18 protein-coding genes are annotated in these 18802 nt (G+C 65.9%); 13 read left to right on the top strand and 5 right to left on the bottom strand.

What is annotated here, in order from left to right; translation table 11 throughout:
- Complete coding sequence (gene recG / locus A9W99_RS08670; RefSeq protein ID WP_067375814.1) at positions 1-2214, top strand: ATP-dependent DNA helicase RecG; 2214 nt, start codon at positions 1-3, stop codon at positions 2212-2214.
- Positions 2215-2222: 8 nt separating this feature from the next.
- Positions 2223-2933 (top strand): HNH endonuclease family protein, encoded by a 711-nt coding sequence (locus tag A9W99_RS08665; RefSeq protein ID WP_067375893.1) that lies wholly within the window; start codon positions 2223-2225, stop codon positions 2931-2933.
- A 96-nt stretch (positions 2934-3029) separates the two neighbouring features.
- On the opposite strand, the gene A9W99_RS08660 is transcribed toward A9W99_RS08665, so the two are convergent.
- The gene (locus A9W99_RS08660; protein WP_172828838.1) at positions 3030-3875 is read right to left on the bottom strand and encodes an aldo/keto reductase; all 846 of its coding nucleotides are present in this window, start codon (positions 3873-3875) and stop codon (positions 3030-3032) included.
- A gap of 6 nt (positions 3876-3881) precedes the next feature.
- Positions 3882-4739 (bottom strand): aldo/keto reductase, encoded by an 858-nt coding sequence (locus A9W99_RS08655; RefSeq protein ID WP_067375808.1) that lies wholly within the window; start codon positions 4737-4739, stop codon positions 3882-3884.
- Between A9W99_RS08655 and A9W99_RS08650 the strand changes: the two genes are divergently transcribed.
- The 8 genes from A9W99_RS08650 (at position 4738) to A9W99_RS08615 (ending at position 13749) form a co-directional block, all read left to right on the top strand.
- The gene (locus A9W99_RS08650; protein WP_067375806.1) at positions 4738-5868 is read left to right on the top strand and encodes an alpha/beta hydrolase; all 1131 of its coding nucleotides are present in this window, start codon (positions 4738-4740) and stop codon (positions 5866-5868) included. The two genes, A9W99_RS08655 and A9W99_RS08650, sit on opposite strands and share 2 nt — an antisense overlap.
- Before the next feature lie 157 nt (positions 5869-6025).
- Positions 6026-6817 (top strand): DsbA family protein, encoded by a 792-nt coding sequence (locus A9W99_RS08645; RefSeq protein ID WP_067375805.1) that lies wholly within the window; start codon positions 6026-6028, stop codon positions 6815-6817.
- Positions 6814-7458, top strand: a complete 645-nt coding sequence (locus A9W99_RS08640) for a vitamin K epoxide reductase family protein (protein WP_067375803.1) — start codon at positions 6814-6816, stop codon at positions 7456-7458. Before A9W99_RS08645 ends, A9W99_RS08640 begins: the two co-directional genes overlap by 4 nt.
- A 42-nt stretch (positions 7459-7500) precedes the next feature.
- On the top strand, positions 7501-10893 hold the full coding sequence (locus A9W99_RS08635; protein WP_067375801.1) for a pyruvate carboxylase: 3393 nt from the start codon (positions 7501-7503) through the stop codon (positions 10891-10893).
- Positions 10890-11444, top strand: coding sequence for a 16S rRNA (guanine(966)-N(2))-methyltransferase RsmD (gene rsmD, locus A9W99_RS08630; RefSeq protein WP_082929915.1), 555 nt, complete (start codon positions 10890-10892; stop codon positions 11442-11444). Before A9W99_RS08635 ends, rsmD begins: the two co-directional genes overlap by 4 nt.
- A gap of 279 nt (positions 11445-11723) precedes the next feature.
- On the top strand, positions 11724-12707 hold the full coding sequence (locus tag A9W99_RS08625) for an alcohol dehydrogenase catalytic domain-containing protein (protein ID WP_067375796.1): 984 nt from the start codon (positions 11724-11726) through the stop codon (positions 12705-12707).
- A 174-nt stretch (positions 12708-12881) separates the two neighbouring features.
- Positions 12882-13364, top strand: a complete 483-nt coding sequence (gene coaD, locus A9W99_RS08620; protein ID WP_067375794.1) for a pantetheine-phosphate adenylyltransferase — start codon at positions 12882-12884, stop codon at positions 13362-13364.
- Positions 13354-13749: a nuclear transport factor 2 family protein gene (locus A9W99_RS08615; RefSeq protein WP_067375792.1), complete on the top strand. Its 396-nt coding sequence runs from the start codon at positions 13354-13356 to the stop codon at positions 13747-13749. Before coaD ends, A9W99_RS08615 begins: the two co-directional genes overlap by 11 nt.
- 24 nt (positions 13750-13773) lie before the next feature.
- Here the strand turns inward: A9W99_RS08615 and A9W99_RS08610 are convergent, their stop codons facing one another.
- Together A9W99_RS08610 and A9W99_RS08605 are read right to left on the bottom strand one after the other, a co-directional pair.
- Positions 13774-14562: a hypothetical protein gene (locus A9W99_RS08610; protein ID WP_067375790.1), complete on the bottom strand. Its 789-nt coding sequence runs from the start codon at positions 14560-14562 to the stop codon at positions 13774-13776.
- Positions 14559-14981 (bottom strand): hypothetical protein, encoded by a 423-nt coding sequence (locus tag A9W99_RS08605; protein WP_067375788.1) that lies wholly within the window; start codon positions 14979-14981, stop codon positions 14559-14561. Before A9W99_RS08605 ends, A9W99_RS08610 begins: the two co-directional genes overlap by 4 nt.
- A gap of 73 nt (positions 14982-15054) precedes the next feature.
- On the opposite strand from A9W99_RS08605, the gene A9W99_RS08600 reads away from it, so the two are divergent.
- From A9W99_RS08600 to A9W99_RS08590, 3 genes are read left to right on the top strand one after another with little or no spacing between them, the layout of a single operon-like run.
- Complete coding sequence (locus A9W99_RS08600) at positions 15055-15609, top strand: hypothetical protein (RefSeq protein WP_067375787.1); 555 nt, start codon at positions 15055-15057, stop codon at positions 15607-15609.
- Between the two features lie 5 nt (positions 15610-15614).
- A complete protein-coding gene (locus A9W99_RS08595; protein ID WP_067375784.1) occupies positions 15615-15908 on the top strand; it encodes a PE family protein in 294 nt (97 codons plus the stop codon).
- A 12-nt stretch (positions 15909-15920) separates the two neighbouring features.
- Positions 15921-17615, top strand: coding sequence for a PPE family protein (locus tag A9W99_RS08590; protein WP_216639720.1), 1695 nt, complete (start codon positions 15921-15923; stop codon positions 17613-17615).
- A 4-nt stretch (positions 17616-17619) separates the two neighbouring features.
- Here the strand turns inward: A9W99_RS08590 and A9W99_RS08585 are convergent, their stop codons facing one another.
- Positions 17620-18801 (bottom strand): permease, encoded by a 1182-nt coding sequence (locus tag A9W99_RS08585; RefSeq protein WP_082929913.1) that lies wholly within the window; start codon positions 18799-18801, stop codon positions 17620-17622.
- Position 18802: the final 1 nt, after the last annotated feature.

Raw genomic sequence — 18802 nt, 5'->3', positions numbered from 1 at the left:
GTGGCGTCACTGAGCGATCGACTCGACTACGTCGTCGGCGGCAAAAACGCGGAGCAGCTCGACGAGGAATTCGGCATCCGCACCGTCGACGACCTCTTGCGCCACTGTCCGCGCAGCTACGTGGTCGGCGCGGCGGTGCGCGCCGCCGAGGACGAGCAGCCGGAAGCCGGTGAGCACATCACCATCGTCGACACGATCACCCAAGCGCACACGTTTCTGACGAAGAAGACCCCGAAGAGAACTTGTCACCGGATCACCCTCGGCTCCGGCCGCAACCGCGTGACCGCCACGTTCTTCAACGCCAAGATCATCAGCAGGGACCTGACCAAAGGCACCAAGGTGATGCTCTCCGGGGAAGTCGGGTTTTACAACGGCGTCATGCAGCTGACCCATCCGGCATTCCTCATCCTCGACTCGCCGGACGGAAAGCATCGCGGCACCAAGTCGTTGAAAAGCATTGCCGTCGCCTCGCAAAGAACCAGGGGCGAGTTCGACATAGCGGACTTCGCAAGCCGCTTCTTCCCGATCTACCCGGCCAGCACCAAGGTGCAGAGCTGGGACATCTTCAACTGCGTGCGCCAGGTGCTCGACGTCCTCGACCCGGTCGCCGATCCGCTGCCCGCGGACCTGCGCGAACGCTATCACCTGATGCCCGAAGACGAGGCCTTGCGCGCCATCCATCTGTCGGAGAGCGACGCGGTGCGCCGACGCGCCCGCGAGCGACTCACCTTCGACGAGGCCGTCGGGCTGCAATGGGCGCTGCTGGCCCGTCGGCACGGCGAGCTGTCCGAGTCGGGCCCGTCGGCACCCCCGCGCGTCGATGGTCTGATGGCAGAATTGTCGCGGCGGTTGCCATTCGAGCTGACCGCCGGACAGCGCGAAGTGCTCGGCGTGCTGTCCGACGAGCTCGCGGAGACCCGTCCGATGAACCGCCTGCTGCAAGGCGAGGTCGGCTCCGGCAAGACCATCGTCGCCGTGCTGGCGATGCTGCAGATGGTTGATGCGGGCTACCAGTGTGCGCTGCTGGCGCCGACGGAAGTGCTTGCAGCACAACATCTCCGGTCGATCTCCGATGTGCTGGGCCCGATGGCGATGGGCGGACAGTTGGGCGGGGCCGACAACGCCGCGCGGGTAGCGCTGCTCAGCGGGTCGATGACAACGGGTCAGAAGAAATACCTGCGGGCCGAAATCGCCGCCGGGCAGATCGACATCGTCATCGGCACCCACGCGCTGTTGCAGGACGCGGTCGACTTCCACAATCTGGGCATGGTCGTCGTCGACGAGCAACACCGGTTCGGTGTGGAGCAGCGAGACCGGTTGCGCGCCAAGGCCGCTGCGGGCATCACGCCGCACCTGCTGGTGATGACGGCAACGCCGATACCACGCACGGTGGCACTCACCTACTACGGCGACCTGGAAACCTGCACACTGCGCGAACTTCCGCGCGGGCGGCAGCCGATCACCACCAAGACGATCTTCGTCAAGGAGAATCCGGGGTGGCTGGACCGAGCCTGGCAGCGCATCAAAGAGGAGGTCGCCGCCGGCCGCCAGGCCTACGTGGTGACGCCCCGTATCGACGACACGGACGGGGCCGATCAGCCCGGCTCGAAGCCTTCGGAGACCGCCGAGGGCCTGTTCGCTCGGTTAGGTTCCGGTGAGCTGGCGGACCTGCGGTTGGGCCTCATGCACGGCCGACTGCCCGCCGACGAGAAGGACGCCGCGATGGCCGCATTCCGTTCCGGCGATATCGATGTGCTGGTGTGCACCACCGTGATTGAGGTGGGAGTCGACGTTCCCAACGCGACTGTCATGTTGGTGATGGACGCCGACCGGTTCGGAATCAGCCAGCTACACCAGCTGCGCGGCCGCATCGGCCGGGGTCAGCACCCAAGCCTGTGCCTGCTGGCCAGCTGGGTTTCGACGGGATCCCCGGCGGGCCGACGGTTGCGTGCCGTAGCTGACACCATGGACGGATTCGCGCTCGCCGACCTGGACCTCAAAGAGCGGCGGGAAGGAGATGTGTTGGGCCGCAATCAGTCCGGCAGGGCGATCACCTTGCGGCTGCTCTCGCTGGCCGAGCACCAGGCCGTCATCGAGGCCGCCCGGGACCTCTGCACGGCGGCTTATGCGGAGGCGGCTGCGCATCCCGGATTGGCGGTCCTGGGAGCCCGTTTCGAAAGACCGGACCGCGTCGAATATCTGGACAAGGCATGAGGCACGTGATGAACCGCAAAGTGCTGCTGTGGTTGTCGGCTCTCGCGGTGCTCGCGTTGGTGGTGGCCTACCAGACGGTGGGACCGGCCGCGAGGCACCACAAGGAGTTCGCCGCGCGCGCCGACGTCCCGACGGTGCAACCGGGGACCGATGTGCTGGCCGGAATCGCCGTGTTACCCCAGCGGCTGCATCGCTACGACTACCGCAGGGCGGCTTACGGCGACGCCTGGGACGACGACAACGACGCCCCGGGTGGCCACAACGGCTGCGACACCCGCGACGACATCCTCAACCGCGATCTCGTCGACAAGACGTACGTGATCACCAAGCGGTGCCCCGACGCGGTGGCCACCGGGATCTTGCACGACCCGTACACCAACACCACAGTGGTCTTCCAGCGCGGCGCCAAGGTCGGCGAATCGGTGCAGATCGACCACATCGTCCCGCTCGCATACGCCTGGGACATGGGCGCCTTCGCCTGGCCGGGGCCGCAGCGGCTGCGTTTCGCCAACGACCCGGCCAACCTGTTGGCCGTGCAGGGCCAGGCCAACCAGGACAAGGGCGATTCGCCGCCGGCCCACTGGATGCCGCCGAACACCGCGTTCGCGTGTCAGTACGCCATGCAGTTCATCGCGGTGCTGCGCGGCTACCAGTTGCCGGTGGAACAGGCTTCGGCCGACGCGCTACGTCAGGCCGCCGCCACGTGCCCGGCGGGATAGGCCTGGGCTGAGCAGCCGTTGGCAGCCGACAGTGAATATCGCGACAGGACACGCCGACCAAGCGTCGCCAGGTTCGCACTCGACGAGCTGTCTGGCTTACGCGCCCTCGTACGTCTCCGGATCCGGACGCAGCCGGGTGCCGTCGTTAAGGCCGTTGATCGCCTCCAGGTGATCGGCGCTCAATTCGAAGTCGAACACGTCGAGGTTGCCGGCAATGTGCTCGGGCTTGGCCGACCGGAAGATGACCGCATTGCCCAGCTGCAGGTTCCAGCGCAGCAGGACTTGCGCGGGAGACTTGCCGTACTCGCCGGCAATCGACGTGATCGTCGGGTTGTCCATCAGCCTGCCCAGAACCAGCGGTGTGTAGGACTGGGTCACCACATTGTGCTGCGCGTTCGCTTTGCGCAGGTCGTTCTGGTTGAGCAGGGGGTGCAACTCGACCTGGTTGACCGCGGGCGTGAAGAAGGTGAGTTCGATGACCGTCGTCAAGTGATCCTCGGTGAAGTTGGACACGCCGATCGAGCGGGCATGCCCGTGTGCCTGGCTCTGGATCATGCCGCCGAAGGAGTCCACATAGTTACCCAGCGACGGCGCCGGCCAGTGCACCAGGTACAGGTCGACGTAATCCAGTCCGAGCCGCTCCAAGCTGGCCTGGCAGGCCTGTTGCGCACTGGTGAAACCCTGGTCGGCAGTGGCCAGCTTGGTGGTGACGAACAGCTCCGCGCGCGGAATCCCGGAGGCCGCGATCGCCCGGCCGACGGCTGCTTCGTTGCCGTAGACCGCAGCGGTATCGATCAGGCGGCAACCGATTTCCAGCGCCGCCGAGACGGCACGTTCGGTCTCGTCATCAGACAATTCCGCGACGCCCAGGCCAAGCACCGGCATGGTCTTATCGTCATTGAGCGATATGGATGGGACGATGTCGCCCGACTCGCCAGTCAACTCAGCTCACCTGCCTGTGGAATTAAAGGTTCGAGGGTTGGGGCCAAGCCGGGTGCCGTCTTCGAGAGAAGAGACCGATGCCATTTGACTGGCGCTCAGCTCGAAATCGAACACGTCGAAGTTGCTCGCAATCCGTGAGGGGTGTACCGACTTGGGAATCACGATATTACCGAGTTGGATATGCCACCTAAGCAACGCCTGGGCAGGTGTCCGGCCACATTCCTCGGCGACAGCCTTGATCGCCGGATGAGTCAACAGCGAACCCCGCCCGAGCGGAGACCACGCCTCGGTGGCAATGCCCAGCTGGGCGTGCACCTCACGCAACTCTTTCTGGGGCAACCGCGGGTGGAGTTCGATCTGGTTGAGCGCGGGGACGATGCCGGTGGCATCGATGAGCACCGTGAGGTGTTCGGGCTCGAAGTTGCTGACGCCGATCGACCGGACTCGGCCCTGGTCGCGCAGGTGGGCGAACGCTTTGAACGTGTCGACATATCTGTTGAGGGCGGGCTGCGGCCAATGGATCAGGTAAAGGTCCAGATAATCGAGCCCCAGCCGGTCCATGCTGGCATCGAAGGCCGCCAGCGTGCTGTCGTAGCCCTGGTCGGAATTGGCCAGCTTCGTCACCACGTAGAGTTGGTCGCGAGGCACGCCGGAATCGACAATCGCTCGCCCCGTCTCCCGTTCGTTGCGGTAGGCGGCCGCGGTGTCGATATGCCGGTAACCGGCGCGCAGCGCGGCACCGACCGCCTGCTCGGTGTCTGCGGGCGCGACCTGGAAAACTCCGAGCCCGACGGTGGGTATCCGATTCCCGTCGTTCAGTAAGACTTGGTGACTGAACAAGGGACCGAACAAGGGATCAGCCATGACAAAGAGTCTGCCAGGCGCGACGGACGTCAAGCTCGGAGCAAAAGGCGCGCCCTTGCGGTGGGTGAGCCGGGTGCAGAACAAGGTCACCACCGTCGGCGTCAAGGTGATTCCGTGGATCCCGGCCCCGGCAAAGCGGGTGCTCTCGGGCGGTCGTTCGGTGATCATCGACGGCAACACGCTTGATCCCACGCTGCAGTTGATGTTGTCGGGTCTGCGACTGGCCGGCATCGACGGGCTGGCCGTCGACGACGACCCCGTCGCCTCCCGCGCCCAGATGCGCGAGACGATCCTGGAACTTCCGGGCCCGCAGATTCACGTCGACGTGCGCGAGTTGTCCATACCCGGCCCGGCCGGTGAGATCGCCGCGCGACACTACCGCCCGGCGGGTGACGCGGCCGCACCGCTGCTGGTCTTCTACCACGGCGGGGGCTGGACGATCGGCGACTTGGACACCCACGACGCGCTGTGCCGGCTGACCTGCCGCGATGCCGGCCTGCACGTGTTGTCGATCGACTACCGGCTGGCGCCCGAGCATCCGGCCCCGGCCGCGGTCGACGACGCCTACGCCGCGTTCCTGTGGGCACACGAGCACGCCGCTGAACTCGGTGCGATTCCGGGCCAGGTCGCCGTCGGCGGAGACAGTGCGGGGGGCAACCTGGCGGCCGTAGTGTGCCTGCTGGCCCGCGACGCGGCCGGTGTTCAAAGCGGGCCCGTTCCGGTGCTGCAGTGGCTCATCTACCCGCGAACCGACTTCACCGCGCACACCCGATCGATGAGCCTGTTCGCAACCGGGTTCTTGCTGACCAAACGGGATATGGACTGGTTCCACGCCCAATACCTGCGGGGTACTGACCTGGATCCGGCAGACCCGCGGATGTCGCCGCTGCTGGCCGACTCGTTGGCCGGCTTGCCGCCGGCGCTGATCGCGGTCGCCGGTTTCGACCCCCTGCGCGACGAGGGTGAGAGCTACGCGACGGCGCTGCGGGCCGCCGGGACGGCGGTGGACCTGCGGTACCTGGGTGCGTTGACGCATGGCTTCGCCAATCTGTTTCCGCTCGGCGGCGGCAGCGCGGAGGCGACGAACGAGCTGATCTCGGCGTTGCGCGCGCACCTGACCCGGGTGTGAGCCTCCAGCTGAATCGCCCGCTCTCCCCCGCAAGCGGGAGGTGCCCCCACCTCCGGCCCCCCGGGCCGGCATCGTCGCCGGGCGGCCGCCGGTACTCTAGAGGCGCCGCCGCCCTAGTGCGACCGGGACAAGCCGACACCGAAGGATCAGCAAACCTGTGGCCGACAAATCGAAACGTCCCCCGCGAATTGACCTGAAGAACCCCGACGGCAAATTCGGCCGGTTGGTCCAGATCGGGGGCACCGCGATAGTGGTGATATTCGCGGTCGTCCTCGTCTTCTACATCGTGACGTCGCATCAAGACAAGAAGTCTCCTGCCGCCCCGGTCAACGGTCAGGGCGACACGGTGCGGGTGACGTCGAGCAAGCTGGTGACCAAACCCGGGACCACCGAACCCAAAGCCGTCGTGACCTTGTACGAAGACTTCCTCTGCCCGATATGCGCCGATTTCGAGCACAAGTTCGGGCCGACGGTGAGCAAGCTGATCGACATCGGTGCCATCGCGGCCGATTACTCGATGCTGGCGATTCTCGACGACCCCCGCACCCACAACAACTATTCGTCGCGGGCCGGTGCCGCTGCGCGCTGCGTTGCCGACAAGTCCGTTGACGCGTTCCGCGTCTTCCACGCCGAGCTGTTCGACCCCAACCTGCAACCCGCAGAGCGGGCCTCCAGCTACCCGGACAACAAGTGGCTGATCGAACGCGCCCGCCAGGCCGGCGTCGACGTCGGCCCCGGCTCGGAGGTCGCCGATTGCATCAACAGCGGCAAGTACGTCGACGTGGTCGCCGCGGAGGCGAAACGCGTCGGTATCGACGGAACTCCGGTGATCAAGATCAACGGCGAGGAATACACGCGTTCCACTCCGCAGGACCTGGTCGCCAAGATCAAGGGGATCGTGGGCGACGTGCCGGGCATTGACACGGCCGTCGCTCCTGCGGCGTCATGACCGCCGCGGCGGCAGCTGAACCCGGCGAATCTGTCGAGGCGCCAGTTGCGGTCCGCGAAGTGCGCGTGTCCGCGCCCAGCGCATGGGCTGTGTTGGTCGCCGGGGTGGTCGGCCTGGTGGCTTCGACGACGCTGACGGTGGAAAAGATCGACATACTGATCAACCCGGCGTACAAGCCGTCGTGCAATTTGAACCCGATCCTGTCGTGCGGGTCGGTGATGATCACACCGCAGGCATCGGTGCTGGGTTTTCCCAACTCGCTGCTGGGCATCGTGGCGTTCACCGTGGTGCTCGTAAGCGGTGTGCTGGCGGTGGCGAAAGTTGCTGTGCCGCAATGGTATTGGATTGGGCTGCTGGCCGGGACTCTGGTCGGCGCCGGGTTCGTGCACTGGCTGATCTTCCAGAGCCTGTACCGCATCGGGGCGTTGTGCCCCTACTGCATGGTGGTCTGGGTGGTCACCATCTCACTGCTGGTGGTGCTCACCTCCATCGTGGTGGGTCCGCAGCTCGAAGCCCGGGCCGGCGCGTCCGTGGCGCGGGTGTTCTACCAATGGCGATGGTCGATTGCCACGTTGTGGTTCACGGCGGTGTTCCTGCTGATCATGGTGCAGTTCTGGAACTATTGGTCGACACTTCTTTAAAGGGAGTGTTCGCTCGGTGACGGCGGAGGCGAGGGGCCACAGATGATCTCGAAAGTACTGGTGGCCAATCGGGGCGAAATAGCGATTCGCGCGTTCCGCGCGGCTTACGAGCTGGGGATCGGCACGGTGGCCGTCTACGCCTACGAGGATCGCAATTCCCAGCACCGGCTCAAGGCCGACGAGTCCTACCAGATCGGCGAGACCGGTCATCCCGTGCGCGCATACCTGTCGGTCGACGAGATCGTCGAAACCGCCCTGCGCGCAGGCGCCGACACCGTCTATCCCGGCTACGGTTTCTTGTCGGAGAACCCCGAGCTGGCGGCGGCCTGCGCGGCCGCGGGCATCACCTTCGTCGGCCCCAGCGCCGACGTGCTCAGACTCACCGGACACAAATCCCGGGCCATCGCGGCGGCCCGCGAAGCCGGTCTGCCGGTGTTGATGTCGTCGGCGCCGTCGGATTCCGTCGACGAGCTGGTGGCCCAGGCTTCCGGTGCGTCGAATCTTCGATTTCCGTTGTTCGTCAAGGCGGTTGCCGGTGGTGGCGGGCGGGGGATGCGTCGCGTCAACGACATCGACGCGTTGCCCGACGCGATCGAGGCCGCCAGCCGGGAAGCCGAGTCCGCATTCGGGGACCCGACGGTCTATCTCGAGCAGGCGGTGCTCAAGCCGCGGCACATCGAGGTGCAGATCCTGGCTGACAACCACGGCCATGTCATCCACCTCTACGAGCGTGACTGCAGCGTGCAGCGCCGCCACCAGAAGGTCATCGAGCTGGCGCCGGCTCCGAACCTGGACGACGAGCTGCGGATGAGAATGTGTTCGGACGCGGCCGCTTTCGCCCGGCACATCGGATACACCTGTGCGGGCACGGTGGAATTCCTGCTGGACGAAGACGGCCGCTACGTGTTCATCGAAATGAACCCGCGGATTCAGGTCGAGCACACCGTGACCGAGGAGATCACCGACGTCGACCTGGTGTCCAGCCAGCTCCGCATCGCCTCCGGGGAGACGCTGGACGACCTGGGTCTGCGCCAGCAGGACATCGCACCCCACGGCGCCGCATTGCAGTGCCGCATCACCACCGAGGACCCGGCCAACGGCTTCCGGCCCGACATTGGACGGATCAGCGCCCTGCGCACCCCGGGCGGTGCCGGCATCCGCCTGGACGGCAGCACCAACCTGGGCGCCGAGATCAGCGCGCACTTCGACTCCATGCTGGTCAAGCTGACCTGCCGGGGCCGTGACTTCCCGACCGCGGTGTCCAGAGCGCGCCGGGCCATCGCGGAATTCCGGATCCGCGGGGTATCGACGAATATCCCCTTCCTGCAAGCGGTTCTGGACGACCCGGACTTCCAGGCCGGCCGCATCACCACATCGTTCATCGACGAGCGACCGCAGCTGCTCACGGCGCGGGGTTCGGCCGACCGGGGCACCAAGATCCTCAACTATCTGGCCGACGTCACCGTCAACCAGCCGCACGGGGCCCGGCCGTCGAAGGTGTACCCGCACGACAAGCTGCCGGACATCGATCTCGAAGTGCCGCCACCCGCTGGGTCCAAGCAGCGGTTGGTCGAACTGGGCCCGGAGGGGTTCGCACGCTGGCTTTTGGAGTCGCCGGCGGTTGGCGTCACCGACACCACGTTCCGCGACGCGCACCAGTCGCTGCTGGCTACCCGGGTGCGTACCAGCGGTCTGATCATGGTCGCGCCGTATCTCGCCCGCACGGTGCCGCAGCTGTTGTCGGTGGAATGTTGGGGTGGTGCGACTTACGACGTGGCGCTGCGCTTCCTCAAGGAGGATCCGTGGGAACGCCTGGCAGCACTGCGCGAAGCGATGCCCAACATCTGCTTGCAGATGCTGCTGCGGGGCCGCAACACCGTCGGCTACACGCCGTATCCTGAGGTGGTGACGTCGGCGTTCGTGGAGGAGGCGACGGCCACCGGCATCGACATCTTCCGCATCTTCGACGCGCTCAACAACGTCGAGGCGATGCGACCGGCGATCGACGCGGTCCGCGAAACCGGTTCTGCCATAGCAGAAGTCGCGATGTGCTACACCGGCGACCTGGGCGACCCGGAGGAGCGTCTCTACACGCTGGACTACTACTTGAAACTGGCCGAGCAGATCGTGGACGCCGGTGCACATGTGCTGGGCATCAAGGACATGGCCGGGCTGCTACGGCCACCGGCAGCAAAGCTGTTGGTGGGTGCGCTGCGCAGCCGCTTCGACTTGCCCGTGCATGTGCACACGCACGACACGCCGGGTGGCCAGTTGGCCAGCTACGTGGCCGCTTGGCAAGCCGGGGCCAGCGCCGTCGACGGCGCCGCGGCGCCGATGGCCGGGACGACCAGCCAGCCCGCGCTGAGCTCGATCGTGGCCGCGGCGGCACACACCGACTACGACACCGGGCTATCGCTGGATGCGGTCTGCACGCTGGAGCCCTACTGGGAGGCGTTGCGAAAAGTGTACGCGCCCTTCGAATCTGGGCTGCCCGGCCCGACCGGGCGGGTGTATCACCACGAGATCCCCGGTGGTCAGTTGTCCAACCTGCGCCAGCAGGCGATTGCCCTGGGGCTGGGGGACCGGTTCGAGGAGATCGAAGATGCCTACGCCGGTGCGGACCGGGTGCTGGGCAGGCTGATCAAGGTCACCCCGTCGTCGAAGGTAGTCGGCGACCTGGCATTGGCACTGGTCGGCGCCGGTGCGAGTGCGGACGAATTCGCCACCGACCCAGGAAAATTCGACATCCCCGAGTCGGTGATCGGGTTTCTGCGCGGCGAGCTGGGCGACCCGGCTGGCGGCTGGCCCGAGCCGTTGCGTACAGCGGCACTGACCGGCCGTGCGCCGGCCAAGCCTGTCGAGCAGCTGGCGCCGGAGGACGAAGCCGCCCTGGCGTCGGCTGGGCCCAAGCGTCAGGCCACCCTGAACCGGCTGTTATTCCCGGGCCCGACAAAGGAATTCGAGGAGCATCGGGAAAACTACGGCGACACATCGCAATTGTCGGCCAACCAGTTCTTCTACGGCCTGCGTCAAGGCGAAGAGCACCGGGTGAAGTTGGAACGCGGGGTGGAGCTGCTGATTGGGCTGGAGGCCATCTCCGAGCCCGACGAGCGCGGCATGCGAACGGTGATGTGCATCATCAACGGGCAGCTGCGGCCGGTGCTGGTGCGCGACCGCAGCATTGCCAGTGCGGTCCCGGCCGCGGAGAAGGCGGACCGCGGCAATCCCGGACACATCGCCGCGCCGTTCGCCGGTGTGGTCGCCGTCTCGGTGTCTGAGGGCGACCAGGTGACCGCAGGCCAGACCATCGCCACCATCGAGGCGATGAAGATGGAAGCCCCGATCACCGCCTCCAAAGACGGCGTGGTGGAGCGGGTGGCCGTGTCGAGCACCGAGCAGGTCGAGGGCGGCGACCTCCTGGTGGTGCTGAGCTGACGCGCATCATCGGCGGCGTCGCCGGGGGCCGGCGCCTCGCGGTCCCTTCGCGGGGGACCAGACCGACCACCGACCGGGTGCGCGAGGCGCTGTTCAACATCGTCGCCGCCCGTCGGGATCTGGCCGGCCTGGCGGTGCTGGATCTCTACGCCGGCTCGGGAGCCCTTGGGCTCGAAGCGTTGTCGCGCGGGGCCGCGACGGCGCTGTTCGTGGAGTCCGATCCGCGCACTGCGAGCGTTCTCGCCCGCAACATCGACGCGCTTGGTCTGGCCGGTGCGACCCTGCGCCGCGGGGCGGTGGCCACCGTTCTGGCGCAGGGTGCTGCCTCGCCGGTGGATCTCGTGCTGGCCGATCCCCCATACGACGTCGAGACTGCCGACGTGGATGCCGTGCTGGCCGATCTAGGCGTCCACGGCTGGGTACACGAGGGCAGCATCGCAGTGGTGGAGCGCGCGGCGGCCAGTGCGCCGTTGACGTGGCCGGCGGGTTGGTCGGTGTGGCAGGAGCGAGTTTACGGCGACACCCGGGTGGAGCTGGCCGAACTGAGATGACGGTCTACCTTCTCTATCTCGCAACAGCTCTCGGGTTGAGGTAAGCGGTGGTTTTTGGCTGTTTTCGATCCAGGTATGAGGCAGGTACCCAGTCGGTCACGCGGTGGGGCGTGCGCGGGTGGTGAGGCCTGCGCGTTTGATCAGAGCAAGGCGGCCAAGCGTACGGGGAACTATTCGCGGCGGGATCGCGGTCGACAAACTTCGCCAGGCGCCTCGAGGCCTGAGATACCTGCCGGAAACACACCATTGGGCCGCTGGTGCTCTGTACCGTGAGGATTCATGCGTGGATGGATCCTTGAGGAATCGCCTGGCGAGTACTGCTGGGCTGAGGTCCCGACTCCAGTGCCAGGTCCTGGCGAGGTGCGCATCGAGGTTCGGGCATCGGCGCTTAACCACATCGATCTCTGGCTGACGCGGGGGACGCCCAAGCCGCGATCCTTTCCGCACGTGTCGGGCTCCGACGTCGCGGGAGTGATCGACATGGTCGGGCCCGGCGTGACCGACTGGCAACCGGGCGACGAAGTCGTGATGGAGGCGGGCGTCACCTCTCATGAGGCGATCCTCACACGCGGCATCGACAACGTCGTCGACCCTGGACTACACCTGCTCGGTGAACACCGCTGGGGTGGCCACGCCGACTACGTGGTGGTCCCGGCCTGGCATCCGGTTCGCAAGCCGAAGCACCTGTCGTGGGTCGAGTGCGCGGCATATCCGGTGTGTCACGTGACAGCCTGGCGGATGATGCGCAAGGGTCGCGTGCAGGCCGGCACGAGGGTGCTCGTCGTCGGCGGCGGCGGCGGGGTAGCCGTCGCGTCGCTGCTGATCGCCAAGTACCTGGGCGCCGAGGTGTACTCGACGTCGCGGGACGAGGCGAAGCGCAGGCGCGCCAAGGAGCTCGGCGCAGTCGACGCGTTCGATTCCGCCGGGCCATACCCGATCAAGGTGGAGGTCGTCGTCGACAGCGTCGGCGCGCCGACCTGGGAACCGGCGATCCGGGCACTCGACACCGGCGGTCGCTACGTTACCTGCGGTGCGACCGGCGGGATCGAGGTGCCGCTGTTGCTGCCCCGGCTGTTCTTCAAGCACCAGGAGCTGATTGGGGTGACGACGGGATCACACCTCGAATTCGTCCAGGTGACCGAACGCATAGGCCGGGGTCTCCCGGTGATCGTGGACGAGGTGTTCCCGTTTGACGCCTACCCCGAGGCGCTGACCAAGCTCGCCAAGGGCGACCAGATCGGCAAGCTGGTCCTAGAGCATTGACATTCGCGCGCGCCCGGACCGCAACAGGCTGCGGTCACCGACGGAAAGACTCGTTGCAAGGTCGGGCACGCCGCTGACTTGGCCGGTCGGGCAGGTCTTCCTGGTCGCCGGCGTTAGCAACACCCGCTTGCGTAGGCCGAACGGCGGCAAGGCGGACGTGTAGCGTCATCGACCATGAGCGGCGCGGTATGTCCAGGGTCATTCGACCCGGTGACGTTGGGCCACATCGATGTCTTTGAACGCGCCTGCACCCAGTTCGACGAGGTGGTGGTGGCGATTCTCGTCAACCCCGCCAAAAAAGGCATGTTCGATCTCGACGAGCGGATCGCAATGATCGAGGAGTCCACCACGCATCTGCGTAACTTGCGGGTGGAGGCCGGACAAGGTCTGGTGGTGGACTTCGTCAGATCCCAGGGGATGACCGCAATCGTCAAAGGCTTACGCACTGGCACCGACTTCGAGTACGAGTTGCAGATGGCTCAGATGAACAAACACGTCGCCGGGGTCGACACGTTCTTCGTCGCGACCGCACCGCGATATTCGTTCGTTTCGTCCTCACTTGCCAAAGAGGTTGCGTCACTGGGTGGTGACGTGTCGGAGTTGTTGCCTGAACCGGTAAACCGCCGGCTTCGCGAGAAGCTCACCGATGGCCAGTGATCCTCGAGGCATCGTCGACAATTTCATGAAGGCGATTGTCGAGGAAAGGTTCGACGACGGCCGCATGCTGCTGCACGACGACTTCGTTGTCTACGAAGCGGGCGGTCTACCATATAGCGGCGAATATCACGGCCCTGACGACTTTTTCGAGCTCTTTGCAAAGATGAACGAAGCCATGGAGCTTTCACCGGGGGAAACGGTTCAACATCTACTGAGCGGTGACGTCGTTGCCATACGGGGGCGGTTGAAATTCACCGCGCGGGCCTCTGGCGAGAGTGTTGAGATGAGTTTGGTCGAAATCTATACGGTCCGAGACGGATTGATCGCTGAGCTCGACGTGTACTACAAGGACCCATCGGCGGTTGCAGCGCTGCTGCGGGTGTAACACCCCGGATGACGACGGGCGGTGTCAATACTGCTTTACGACGGCCCGCGGCGCTGTTCGCCAACTCAAGCGACCGTTCGCCTGCTGTCGGGGCGGCTCAAGAAGTAGCACGGCACGGCCGTCGAGTAGGACGGGGCGTACCCAGTCACCCAGTTCGATGAGCTCGCCCGTACTGGGCCGGCGATGCAAGGGGTCACGAGCGACGTCGATTGGGGTATGCGCGTAAACCGCCTCAATGGTGGCGTGAGTCGGCAGATCTTCGAGGCCGGGCAGCGTGATGAAAAGTCCGTCGTTGCCCGACAGATGCAGGCCCACCGCCGCCAGTGCGCCGAGCACCCCGTCCTGGGTCCCGCCGTGCCCGGACAAATGCACGCCCACCGCGGCGGCAAGTTCCCGGCCTTGCTTGGGGCACAACACTTCACGTTTGGCCCGACGACCGAAATCCACTAGAAGTGACGCGGTCTCTGTCAGCTCGCCCGGCAGGGCTACGGCGAGCCCGGGATCGGCATCAGGAGGGCATACCCTTTCCAGGAAATGTCCGGCGATTTCGATGATCCTGGTGCGCGCCGCGTGCGGTTTGCCGTTTGCGCTTCGCCAGGCCAGGCACGCACTGGAATTGTGTGAGGTGTAGGGGATTCGGTCGTCGACGAAGAGCTGATGGCGAGTTGCGCCCGCCGCGTCGCCGAGGCCCGCCGCCGTCAGCTCGCGAAGCAATGCCCTTGCGCGACGGCCTGTTCCGGGGGTGTACAGGTTGTCGGTGTCGTCGATTCCGATCAGCACATCTACCCCGGCAAGGGCGCATGTGCCGGTCATGGGTTGACCATTAGTGCGGTGACATCGCGGACCCATCGGTCCCGGCTGAGTTTCGCTCCGGTGAGCTTGAGGGTATGGCGTTTGGTGACGTTCAGGATCACCGGATCGCTGAGTTCGGCGGCGCTCAGGGTCTGCGCCGGATCGCGGCCCTCCACCCGCACGCTGACTGCACCGGCGGTGCCTGCGAGATCCAAAATCGAGCGCACGGTTGGTCCCTTCTGGGTCTGCGCGCCGTGCGACCGCGGCGTTGCGATCTCGACCTGCGGAAGACGTTGCAATTGCGACACGCTGTAGCGCTGAAGGACGCGGCCGTTGTCTTGCACGGTCAGACGGCTTTCGGCGTCAAACCGGCTGCAGGCAGCCATGCCGAGGATCAGCGTTACCGCAAATGCTAGGAACCGGCGGCTAATAGGGCGCATATGAGGAGTTTAGTCGGAAGTATTTCCGCAATTTCGGTTGTGCCCTGCTGCCGTTCCGTCCTATCGTTTCTGAGTGACCGTCGTGCACCAACCTGCCCACGGCTTGTCGCTTTTCCGGGAGGTGGCGCTACCAGCGCTGGCGGTCGCCCTGATCGTCGTTTACTCCGATATCCGAATCCCGTTGGGGCTGCCCGGGCACCGCGGCCTGGTCTGGTTGACCCTGCTGGTGTTAGTTGCGCTCGCGACGCATAGGCGCGAAACGGTGGTCGCTGTCGGAGCGGTCGCGACGATGGCGACATTCGCCGCTCAGACCCCGGCCGGTCCCTGGGCCAGTGGGCGATATCTGGCCGCTGCTGTTCTGCTATATGCGGTCGCCGCGGCGCCGGTGGTGCGTTGTCGGCGATGGTTGCTTGCGGTAGCTGCTGCGCCGATTCACCTTGTCGCACTGGGCGGCTCGATTGTTGCTCTGATAGCTCGCGGCCAGCTGTTTGCGTTCGCATCGGCCGGGATGACTGAGCGGGTGGTGCTTCATCTCGCTTTCGGGTTGATAGCCGGACTGCTCGGATTGGCTTTGGCATCGGGCCTGGATCGCTTTCGAGTGTCGAATGCACGCGGACGAAGGGAGTAGCCGTCATGATGCTGCGAGTTGTTCCTGAGGGCCTGGCTGCGATCAGTGCCACGGTCGAATCGATCACAGCGCAGCTGGCTGCTTCACATGCGGCAGCCGCTCCGGTGGTCTCGGTGGTAGTGCCCCCGGCGGCGGATCCGGTCTCGCTGGAAGCCGCGGCCGTGTTCAGCGCCCGGGGTACCCAGCATGCGGGAGCGGCAGCGAAAGGTGTTGAGGTACTGGGACGCGCAGGCTTGGGCGTAAGCGTGGCCGGTGTGAGCTATGCCGTCGGTGACGCGGCGACGGCCTCGACTTATTGATTGCGGGCGACGGTGACGGCGCCGGTGTGGATGGCGTTTCCGCCCGAGGTGCACTCGGCGTTGCTGAGCAGCGGTCCGGGGCCGGGCCCGTTGCTTGCGGCGGCAGCCACCTGGACGGCCTTGAGCACCGAATACGATGCTGCGGCAACGGAGTTGTCGGCGGTCTTGTCGGGATCGACCCTGGTGTGGGACGGCCCGACCGCCGCACAGTATGTGGCCGCACACATGCCGTATTTGGCGTGGCTAAGGTTGGCCAGCACCCTTAGCGCCGAGGCGGCAACACAGCATGAGGTCGTTGCCGCTGCATATACGGCCGCACTGGCCGCGATGCCGACACTGCCGGAGCTGGCCGCCAACCATGCAGTCCACGCGGTCTTGGTGGCCACCAATTTCTTTGGCATCAATACGATTCCGATCGCGCTCAACGAGGCTGACTACGCCCGTATGTGGACTCAGGCCGCGACGACCATGAGTACCTACCAAGTCACGACCATGGCGGCCCAGAACACCCAGGGGGCCGGAGCGGGCGCCGGAGCGGGCGCAGGTGCAGGCGCGGGTTCCGGTGCAGGCACGGGTGCCGGAACTGGCGCGGGCGCGGGTTCCGGTGCGGGCGCTGGGACGGGTGCAGGCGCCGGCACCGGAGCGGGAGCCGGGACTGGCACTGGCGCCGGCAGCGGCGCAGGCGGCGGTGGCGGTGGCGGCGGCACGGGCTCGTTTCAGTTACCCACGCCGGATGAGATTTGGCAGATGCTCTTCGGGCCCGACGGAGAGCAAATCCCCGGCCAGGGCCAGCCCAACTGGAGTCCGTCGCAGTACGTGGAGAACCTGCCCAATTTCTTCCAAGGAAATGCCCAGGCTCTGACATGGTTGCAACAAAATCTGCAGGGCTTGCTGAACCCGTCCACCGCACCGGCGCTCATTCAGTACTTCATCGCCTGGCAAACATTCCGGTTGGTCAACTGGACATTGCGGACGCTGCGGTTCCTCATCCAGGAGTTGCCGCTGCTGATCAGCGTCGGGATCAGCATGGCAATCACCAACCTGGGCAGTGTCGCCCCGCTGGCGGGACTGGCCGGACTGGCCGGAATGGCTCAGCCGGTGAACGTCCCCGCATCCGCCGCGCCGGTCCCGCAACCTGCGGCAGCGGGCGTCCAACCCTCCGCGGTGCCGGTTTCCGTCGCCATGACGCCGATGACGCCGACGAGTCCCGTGGCGCCGGCTGCGTCGGTCGCATCGCCCGCGGCGTCTCCGGCCTCTGCCGCCGCGCCGCCGTCGGGCCCGCCCGCTCCACCGACACCGGTGACCGGTGCCGAGGGTTTCGGTTACATGGTGGGCAGCCTCGGCGCCCGCCTGGACTCGACGCTCGAAACCCGGACCAAAACCAAGGAGTCGGCCGCCGCATCCGCCTCTGCTCCAGCGGGCGTCGCGGCGCACGAGCGAGATCAAACAAGGTCGCGGCGACACCAGCGGTCGGTCATCGACCGTGCCTACCGCTACGAATACCTGGACGCCGAAGGCGATTCACCTGCGTCTCCGCCATCTTCGGTGGCATCGGGATCCGGCGCCGGACCGCAAGGATTCGCCGGAACGGCGCCCAAGGCAGGTGGCCAGGCAGCTGGCTTGATCACGCTCGCTGACGACGAATTCGGGAACGGGCCCAGTATGCCGATGCTGCCGGAAACCTGGGGCGACGAGTCCGGGCAGTGAGACCTCAGGGACTGTTGGCGCCGTGATCCTGCTGACCGGCTGCGGGTGGCCCGCCCATCATTCGTAGCATCGGGATCCCGCCCGAAGTCATGAATCGGATGACCAGCACCACCGCCATCGCTAGAAACGCAATGTTGAGCCAAGTCGTGTAGTCCCACGAAATGCCTCCGGTCATGACCATCGCATGGCGTTGCCTCGGAATGAGATGTGCTGTGCCGAACAGTATTTCGACAAGATAGCCGGCGGCGACCATCGCGACGTAGAAGGTGCCGAGCAGCGTCAGCATCATCTTGGTCCCGTAGTACTTGCGATAGATATTCAGGATCGGCAGGATCAGCAGGTCGGCAAAGATGAACGCGATGACGCCGCCGAAACTGATGCCCCCATTCCACAGCGCCGCGGCAAGCGGCACGTTGCCGATCGAGCAGACGAACGACACGATCGCCACCACGGGTCCGACGATCGGTCCCCATATCGCCGACCAGCCGGGGTGATTCGTCAAAAAGAAGCTCTGCCAAGCGGTTTCGGGAACCCAGGCCGCGATGGCGCCGGCGATAACCAGCCCCAGGACCAGGTCACGCAGAATCGCCAGCCACTCCATGACGAAAACGTGGGAGACCGAGGTGAGACCCTGCGCTGAAAAGAGGCGCTGCCAGAAGGATCCGTCACCGCGGATGGACATGTCCATGGCGGCGTGGCCTTCCATCGAACCGGCGATTCCCCGGTCGGCCTGCTCGCGGGCGGCGTCGACGAGCCGGCTGCGAACAAACAGCCGGAACAACAGCGCCAACACCACGATCATCACGGGGCCCGCGATGAACTCTGCCGCGGTGAATTGCCAGCCCATCAGCAGGGCCAGGATGATGCCCAACTCGATCACGAGATTCGTGGATCCGATCTCGAACGCCATGGCGGCGGTGAAGTTCGCGCCCTTGCGGAACAGTGATCGGGCCAGTGCGACGGCGGCATACGAGCACGACGAGGACGCGGCTCCCAGGCTGGCCGCGACCGCCAAGGTGCGCGCCCGATCGTCGCCCATCAAGCTCACGATCGTCGAACGGCGCACCACGGCTTGCACCACCGCCGACAACGCAAAGCCCAAGATCAGCGCCCAGAGGATTTCCCAGGTCATCGAGCCGGCCAGCGCCAATGCGTGGCCGACGGCTCTGAGGGCTCGGTCTGTCACT

Source organism: Mycobacterium sp. 1164966.3, from assembly GCF_001665395.1.
Taxonomy (GTDB): Bacteria; Actinomycetota; Actinomycetes; order Mycobacteriales; family Mycobacteriaceae; genus Mycobacterium.
The sequence above is the reverse complement of the archived record's forward strand: the minus strand, read 5'-3'. Positions and strand labels throughout refer to the sequence as shown.